This is a genomic window from Coprococcus intestinihominis, from assembly GCF_040096555.1.
GTDB classification, from domain to species: Bacteria; Bacillota; Clostridia; order Lachnospirales; family Lachnospiraceae; genus Coprococcus_A; species Coprococcus_A intestinihominis.
Genome location: NZ_JBBMEK010000144.1, coordinates 1 through 8,288, shown reverse-complemented (window position 1 = coordinate 8,288; position 8,288 = coordinate 1). Strand labels below are relative to the sequence as shown.

The following is an 8,288-nucleotide window of genomic DNA, read 5'->3' as shown; positions in this document are numbered from 1 at the left end:
GGGAAATACCTGCAATAATGGCCGTTTCCCAGAAATGAATATGTGCCAGATTGCGTTTATCCATACCAAGGACATTGTACAAACCATATTCTCTGCTTCGCCGTTTATTTAAAAACGAATTTGTATAAAAAAGGAAAATCAATGTAAATAGACCGATGATCCATTTCCCCAAATTCAGCATGCCCTGCATTGTTTCTCCGCCCCGGATCCGAACCAGAACACTACTGACACTCAGTGCGTCAATAATATAAAACATCATGACCATGGCAATACATGTAAAAAAATAGGGAATATAGAGTTTTCTGTTATGGCTGATGCCTGACCAGGCCATTTTCGGATAAAAAGATTTTCTCATGCCCGATCACCGCCTGTCGTAAGAAGAGTCAGCGTATCGGAAATCTTTTGATACAATTCCTGACGTGTATGATGTCCCTTATAAATCTGATGAAAAACCTCACCGTCTTTGATAAATAAAACTCTGCCTGCATGGCTGGCCGCTTTAACAGAATGTGTTACCATGACGATGGTCTGTTTATCCTGATTGATTGCTGAGAAAAGATCCAGCAACTCATCCGAGGACTTGGAATCCAATGCTCCTGTTGGCTCATCCGCAAGGATCAGCTTCGGATGTGTGATCAGTGCTCTGGCTACCGCCGCACGCTGCTTCTGACCGCCGGACACCTCATAAGGATATTTCTTTAAAAGCTGTGTGATGCCCAATTGTTTTGCAATAGGCTCCAGACGCTTATGCATCTCTCTGTAATTCTTGCCCGCAAGGACCAGCGGCAGATAAATATTATCCTCCAGAGAAAATGTGTCCAGCAGATTAAAATCCTGAAAAACGAATCCCAGATTATCACGGCGAAATTCTGCCATAGCAGTTTCCTTGATGTCTGCAAGATTCTTGCCGTCTAACAATACGGTACCGCCTGTTGGTTTGTCCAGTGCCGCAAGAATGTTCAACAATGTTGTCTTACCGGAACCGGACTCACCCATGATGGCCACATATTCTCCCTCTTCCACACTAAAGGACACATTTTTCAGTGCCTGTACCTGATTACCGCCAAAACGGGTGGTATAGGTCTTTTTCAGCCCTTTTACTTCCAAAATACTCATATTTAAAATCCTCCTGTCTGATTGAATGACTTGTTCATTTCTTTTGACAGGATTATTGTATCAAACTCTTTTCATCCGCTCCATCGAATGGCCTTACAGACTTCTTACACTTTTGTAAGAAGTGCTGTTCGTTTTCTACTCAAACATACGCTCCGCTGTATTCAGATTCAATTTGATCACAGTCCCTTTATCCGGTTCCGATTCAGCCGAAATACCATGGCCCAGGTTACGGCAGATTCTGGCACAAAGATAAAGCCCCAGCCCACTGGCTTTTTTATCCGTTCGGCCGTTATACCCGGTATACCCCTTCTCAAATATTCTCGGCAGATCCTCCGCTGCAATCCCCATACCCGTATCACGGATACACAGTATCTTCGGTGATTCCAGATAAATGGACACACAGCCCTGCTGTGTATACTTCAGTGCATTTGAAAGTATCTGTTCAATAACAAAAAGCAGCCATTTCTCATCCGTCATAATCTGTGCATTCAGCGGCTGATAATCCAAATGAATCTTTTTGCCGATAAACTGCCCCGCAAATTTGCGCAATGCCTGCCGCAGGATATTGTCCAGATCATAAACAGCAATAACATAATCCCTGGTATCTGTGTCCAATCTGAGATAACACAATACCATATCCACGTACTGCTCCACCCTGGCAAGCTCCACAGAAAGCTTTCTTGAAAAGGATGAATCTGTATTCTGCAAAGTCAGCCGCATAGCTGCAATTGGTGTTTTGATCTGATGTGCCCAGACAGTATAATAGTCCATCATATCCTGATATTGAAAAGACATCTCATCCTTCATCCTGCGCTGTCCTTCCTGAAGTTGAACAATGATCTGCTGATAATCCGTCTCCAGCACACTTACCGATTCCGGGAAATCCGTCATCACATCAAAAGGCATCGCCGACAATTGCTGCAGCCTTTCATGCCTTACTGCAAACTTTCTGTAATCCCATACAAGAAAAAGCATCCCTGTAACAAAGCAGAGCAACACCGGATAAAAAATCGCAGCTAGGGGCAGATGATACAGAGCAAAAGTCACAAAAAATATAATCGCAAAAAGTCCCTCTTTCAGGAACAGACTTTTCTTTTGTCCCAGCCACTTCACAAAATTGATTTTTTCTTCCATCATTCCTGCCCTTTCTCATCCGAAAAAATCACATAACCCACACCGAATTTTGTTGTAATAAAATCTTTCAGCCCAGCTCCCTCCAGCTTCTTCCTGAGACGGTTCACATTCACTGTCAGCGTGTTGTCATCAATAAAACTGTCCGTTTCCCAAAGCCGTTCCATCAAACGTTCCCGGCTGACAATCTTACCGGCGTTCTCCATAAGGATTTTTAAAATACCATATTCATTGCGGGATAAAGCAATTTGTTCGCCCCTGTAAGTCAGTGAGTGATCATCTACATTAAGAACCGCCTCCCGGCATTGCAGAACATGCTCTGTCTTTGCAAAATCATAGGTTCTTCGAAGCATCGCCTGCATTTTGGCAATCAGCACCGTCTGGTCAAAAGGCTTAGCAATAAAATCATCACCGCCCATATTCATGGCCATAACTATATTCATGTTGTCCGAAGCAGAGGATATAAAAATTACCGGTACACGTGAGACTTTTCGAATCTCACCGCACCAGTAATAACCGTTGAAAAAGGCAGACCGATATCCATCAATACAAGATGCGGATCAAATGCATTAAATTCTGCCATGACATCTCTGAAATTTGTCACACTGTGTGTTTCAAAGTTCCACATTTTTGCCTGCTCGCTGACTGCCTCAGCAATGCCGGCATCATCTTCCACAATCAATATTCTGTACATTCATTGCCCCCTAATGCCTGCGCTGCAAGGTATTTAAAACACCATTTAAGCGAACCAGATAGAGGACTTCGCACACAAGTGCCATAACCGCACATACATAATAAGCAAACAAGATTTCCACTGAAGCCGATCTAAAGCAAAGTACCAGGATCAAAACACAGATCAGAACCTGAAACAGGCTCATATAGCGCCACCATCTCTTGAATTTCTCCAGCTTCAAATCACCGGATACATCAGTCTCAATCTCATATAAAGACTGCAGGAACAGATAAAGCACATAAAAAAGTACCACATAATAAATCAGAGATAAAGCCGTCTCAAGCCAGGCAATATCCGCACCGATCCCTGTCAATGCCATCACATAAAGAATTGCCGAATAAACGGTCAATACAAGCAGCGTTGTCCTTGCTGTCGCCAGTCGTTGGCATGTCTTCGGATAAGCAGCCATGATATCCTTAAAACCAAGATAAAGTAAAAAACAACCAATGAAGTCCGGCAGGATTCCGAATCTCATACTACCATTTGTAACTGTAAAATCAAGCAGCGCCAGAATTGCGCCAATAAAAATCTTTATCATACCTCTTTCTTCTCCTTTTAATCATTTTGCATGTCGACCCACCGTGTCTGACGCATAATCAGTCATTACAGCAGACGCACCTGTTCTGTTCATAAAGCAAGGGCTGAGCCTTAAAAGCTCAGCCGTGCATAAATATCCTTTGGAATATAGGCTTTCACATAAATGCCGTCTTCCTGATAACGTTCCTCCAGAAGCTGACCATACTTTCGGATCACCGCGATCTCACCCGCATGGGCATAATCAAAGACCCTCTCGATCAGCAGCTTATTCGCTCTCAGAATCGTCTGCACTGTCGAAAGCAGCGCATCCAGTCCTGTTCCCTGCTTCACCGAAGCTGTCACTGTATAGTCAGCCCTGAAATCCTTCAGACTGACAAGACTTTCCTGATCCCGGATCAGATCCGTTTTGTTAAACACTGTGATAATCTTCTTGTCCTTAATATCCAATGCCGCCAGGGTCTCATACACAACGTGCATATGCATCTCTGCCTGAGGATTGGAGGCATCTACCATATGGATCAGAATATCGGCGTACTTCGCCTCCTCCAGTGTACTTCTGAATGCATCTACCAGATGATGCGGCAGCTTATGAATAAAACCGACGGTATCTGTCAGCAACAGTTCCTGCCCGTCATCCAGTGTCAGATTCCTTGTTGTCGGATCAAGGGTAGCAAAAAGTTTGTCCTCCTCAAGAACACCGGCACCTGTCAGTCTGTTCAGAAGTGTGGACTTACCGGCATTGGTATAACCAACAATGGCAGCCACCGGGATCTGATTCCTCTGACGCTGCTGTCTGGCTACTTCACGGTGCCGCTTCACATCTTCCAACTCCCGTTTGAGCTGTGAAATACGTTCTCTGATCAATCGTCGGTCCACTTCCAGTTTTTTCTCACCGGGGCCTCTTGTACCGATACCACCGCCAAGACGGGAAAGTGAATTTCTCATGCCCACCAGACGGGTGGCTCTGTAACGCAACTGTGCCAGCTCTACCTGAATCTTACCCTCACGGGTTGTGGCCCGTTGGGCAAAAATATCCAGGATCAGCAATGTACGATCCATCACCTTGATATCCAGCACATCCTCCATATTGGCCATCTGCGCCGGTGATAACTCATCATCACAGATGATACCTGTTGCATGGGTCTCTGAGATGAGAAATGCCAATTCTTCCAGCTTACCCTTGCCGAGATAAGTTCCCGGATGGATCATCTCTCTATTCTGGATCAATCTCCCTACAGTCACTGCCCCGGCTGTCTTCGCCAGTTCTTCCAGCTCATCCAGTGACTCATCCGTCACCGACGTTTCTCCCAGAGCAACACCCACAAGAATGACTTCTTCTGTTACCTGTTTATTCTCATAAAAATCTGCCATAAACTCTCCTGTCTGTTATTCAAGACGCATGCTCAGGCGGTCTACTGTGTGACACGGCTCTCGAGGAACTGATATTCCTTCTGGCCCTTTGTATCCTCCGGATACTTACTGACATAAGTCTTGGCTGTATTATAAGCATCCTCCCATTGTTCAAGATGTTCGTATGAAACGATCAAGTTGAAGGATAACGCTGCATCAGACTCTCTGTCATTATAAGTCAGACCGCTCTCACAGGCCTGTGCTGCCTTCTCATATTCTCCCTTGGCCAACAGGACTGCTGCGTACTGATTGTAGGCTTTTGCTGCAAGGGATGCATCAACACTGCTGATATCAACTTCATCAAAATACTTCCCATAATAAGTAAGCGCTGTATCGTAATCCTGCTGCGTATAAGATACTTCTCCCAGTCCCAGCAACGCTGCCTTGTAGCCTTTGTCGTAAGATTTATTCAACATATCAGCCGCATTGGTATAATCCTGAAGATCTACATAAATCATCCCTCGATTGTAATAATCTTCACTGCTGCTGCCGGATAACTGCAGTGCATCATTCAGTACCTTTTTCGCCTCATCATCCTTGCCCTGAGCTTCAAGGGCACTGTACAATGTTCTGTAAACTGTATAGCTCTTCCGGCTCTGCTTGATGGCTGCATAAAGATCCTTCTCTGCGGATGCATAATCCTGCAGCTGCATATACGCCATACCTCTCAGCATTCTTGTACCTGCATCATCCTTCAGATCAATAATCTGGCCATAGGACTGGACTGCTGCCTGATAATCACCGGACTTCTGTTCGGCTTCTGCCTTATAATATAAGGTATCTATCCGAATATCATTGCTCTGGCTGCTGATATTCAATGCATCCCCAAACCATTTGATGGCGGTCTGATAGTCTCCCTGATAAAGACAGGCAATCCCCCGGCCGCGATTCAGCAGCGCCTTCTGGTCATCATTTTCCGCACAACCCTCTGCCTGGTTGAAATAACCAAGAGCCTCATCATAGGATTTCTGTTCCACATACGCCATGCCGAGATGTATGTAATAGTCCGCATTGCTGCCATCATAGGAAATTGCTTCCTTAAATTCGTTCACTGCGGTATCATAGTCACCACTTTCATAGGCATTCATGCCCTTGTTGTCATGCCTGGAACCACTGTTGTAATTCTTAACAGAAAAAACAGTGACCACAAGTGCCGCGATCACCAGGCACGCTGCAACCAGTCTGAGTGCCTGTTTCTGTTTGCGCCTGCGTATGATCTTCCTGCGCCGTTCCTGATGCTGTTTCTTTCTGCGTGCTTCCGCCCGCTTCCTGGCCATTTCTTCGTCTTCTTCGGTTCTTCTGGCCGGTCGTTTCTTCGGAACCTCATATTCCGGATGCACTTTGTTCGTTATATTCTTAATACGGCTTCTGTCAGATTCCGTATCCTTCGATATCTTCCGGTTCTTTCGAACTCTCTTGTCGTCATTCTCCAAGCTATACGCCTCCTTCTAATCTGACTCAATATTCCGTCTAAAGCATTCGCTTACGCCACAATATCCACAAAATAAACAGACATAACAGAAATGTCAGTCCACAGATAATACCAAATCCCATCTTCAATGAGCCAAAAGGCATTCCGCCTGTATTCACATTCATACCATACAAACCGGAGATAATCGTCGGAACCGCCATAACCAGTGTGATGGACGTCAGATACTTCATGGTATTATTCAATCGGTTATTGATAACGTTGGACATCAGTTCACTGGTACCATCGATAATCTCTCGATAAATCGTCGCCATCTCAATAGCCTGTCTGTTCTCGACCTGTACATCCTCAAGCAGATCTTCATCTTCTGGGAACTGCGGAATATGCTTATATCTGCGAAGCCTGTCAATAACCATGCCTGCTGCACGGAGAGAAGTCTCAAAATAGACCAATGTAGACTCCAGATCATGCAGTTCCACAAGATCCGCCTCGTCTTCCTTCTCTTCACCGATTCGGGCCTCAATAGCCAGTCGTCTGTTGTCAACAGAACGAAGAACATTCTGGTACGTTGTCATAGAATTCAGAAGAATCTGATAAACAAAACGGGTACGCTTCTTTGTTGAAAAGTTTCGGACATGGCTCTTAATAAATCTATTCAAAATCGGGGTGTCTTCACTGCAAATTGTAATGATCGCGCCGTCTGCAAGGATCAAACCGAGAGGGATGGTCGTATAGACCTTCTTCTCATGCTGTATCTCACTTGCCGGAATATCTACCAGGACCAGCGTATAATCATCTTCCAGCACGATACGGGATTTCTCTTCTTCATCCAGTGCGGCTCGCATATCTTCTATGTCTATATTGTACTTCTTCGCGACAGGTTCCATCTCCCACATGGTCGCTGCTGTCACCTTGACCCAACAGCCTTCCTCAAAGTCCTGCAAAGCATTCAGCTTGCCGCCTTCTGTTTCATATATATTAACCACGTATCTCACCTGCCTCATTGATTCTTATTCATTTGCACCATACCCATCTTAACATACCCAACCCTACTTCTCAAGCTTTTTTATTTTCAGTCTCTAAATGCCACTGAAAAATGTACCAAAATTTTTAAATTTATCTATCCCTGTATGATTTTATGTGATATACTAGACATAGTGTCTATAATATCGTTAACAAAGAACGACTCAATTTTTTAAGGAAAGGAATCATTGGTTGAAAATGAAGAAAAAGTTTATGAAAACATGCTTGGCTGCCGCACTGAGTGCCGCACTTGCAATCGCCACTGTTGCTCCGGCCTTTGCAGCTGATTTTACGCCAAAGTATACTTATTCCGGTGACGGCATGACTTTCGAAAAGGTTTCCCATGCCAACTCACCAACAGAAACTGCCGATGGTATTGTTGATTATACAGGCAACGGCAGTATCGCCCCTTATGTTCAAGGCGTCAGTGCAGACGGCAACGGTGACCGCGGTCAATCCTACAGCTACGCATCGGCTTCCTATGGCGACTGGGTTTACATCAACACCATGTACGGCGGCCTTGGTGCCAATGCCATTTTGAACAGAGGCTTAGGTGAACTGACACCTGATGCTGCCGCTGCCCTTATTAACACCATGTACAATGGCACGATGTACACCGGCGAACCAGACGGTAAGAGTGCCGGCGGTATGTTGGTGAAATTCAATGTCAAGACCGGTGAGACAAGAATTCTGATGTCCAAGGAGACCAATGGTATCATGCCCACATTCAGAAGTGCCATCAAACTCAACAACAAGCTCTATTTCGTAGGCATGATCATCGATGCGAATAGCAAGCAGCTGACCTCACAGGAAATTGCGTATGCAACAGCTGTGCAGAATGGTTTCCCATGTATTTACGAAGTAGATCCTGCCAACAATGATAAACTGACCTGCATCTACAATTGTGTA

General features: G+C 44.9%; 6 protein-coding genes and 3 pseudogenes. 1 reads left to right on the top strand and 8 read right to left on the bottom strand.

From position 1 onward, the window contains the following. The 8 genes and pseudogenes from WMO25_RS11270 to WMO25_RS11235 all read right to left on the bottom strand — a co-directional run. A pseudogene (locus WMO25_RS11270) lies at positions 1-355 on the bottom strand (FtsX-like permease family protein); the annotation flags it as partial. Next, positions 352-1,116 (bottom strand): ABC transporter ATP-binding protein, encoded by a 765-nt coding sequence (locus WMO25_RS11265; protein WP_349085399.1) that lies wholly within the window; start codon positions 1,114-1,116, stop codon positions 352-354. The gene WMO25_RS11265 and the pseudogene WMO25_RS11270, both read right to left, overlap by 4 nt. Positions 1,117-1,251: 135 nt before the next feature. Then, positions 1,252-2,253 (bottom strand): sensor histidine kinase, encoded by a 1,002-nt coding sequence (locus WMO25_RS11260; RefSeq protein WP_349085398.1) that lies wholly within the window; start codon positions 2,251-2,253, stop codon positions 1,252-1,254. Further along, a pseudogene (locus WMO25_RS11255) lies at positions 2,250-2,941 on the bottom strand (response regulator transcription factor). The gene WMO25_RS11260 and the pseudogene WMO25_RS11255 overlap by 4 nt, the downstream one beginning before the upstream one ends. Before the next feature lie 10 nt (positions 2,942-2,951). After that, positions 2,952-3,518 carry a hypothetical protein gene (locus WMO25_RS11250; RefSeq protein WP_349085397.1) on the bottom strand — a complete coding sequence of 189 codons (567 nt, stop codon included), beginning with the start codon at positions 3,516-3,518 and terminating at the stop codon, positions 2,952-2,954. 110 nt (positions 3,519-3,628) lie between these two features. Beyond that, on the bottom strand, positions 3,629-4,888 hold the full coding sequence (gene hflX, locus WMO25_RS11245; protein WP_215633020.1) for a GTPase HflX: 1,260 nt from the start codon (positions 4,886-4,888) through the stop codon (positions 3,629-3,631). Between the two features lie 41 nt (positions 4,889-4,929). Continuing rightward, positions 4,930-6,360 carry a tetratricopeptide repeat protein gene (locus WMO25_RS11240; RefSeq protein WP_349085395.1) on the bottom strand — a complete coding sequence of 477 codons (1,431 nt, stop codon included), beginning with the start codon at positions 6,358-6,360 and terminating at the stop codon, positions 4,930-4,932. Positions 6,361-6,397: 37 nt separating this feature from the next. After that, entirely contained in the window at positions 6,398-7,342 is a 945-nt protein-coding gene (locus WMO25_RS11235; RefSeq protein WP_349085394.1) for a magnesium transporter CorA family protein, read from the bottom strand. Positions 7,343-7,592: 250 nt separating this feature from the next. On the opposite strand from WMO25_RS11235, the pseudogene WMO25_RS11230 reads away from it, so the two are divergent. Further along, positions 7,593-8,288: pseudogene (locus tag WMO25_RS11230) on the top strand (hypothetical protein); the annotation flags it as partial.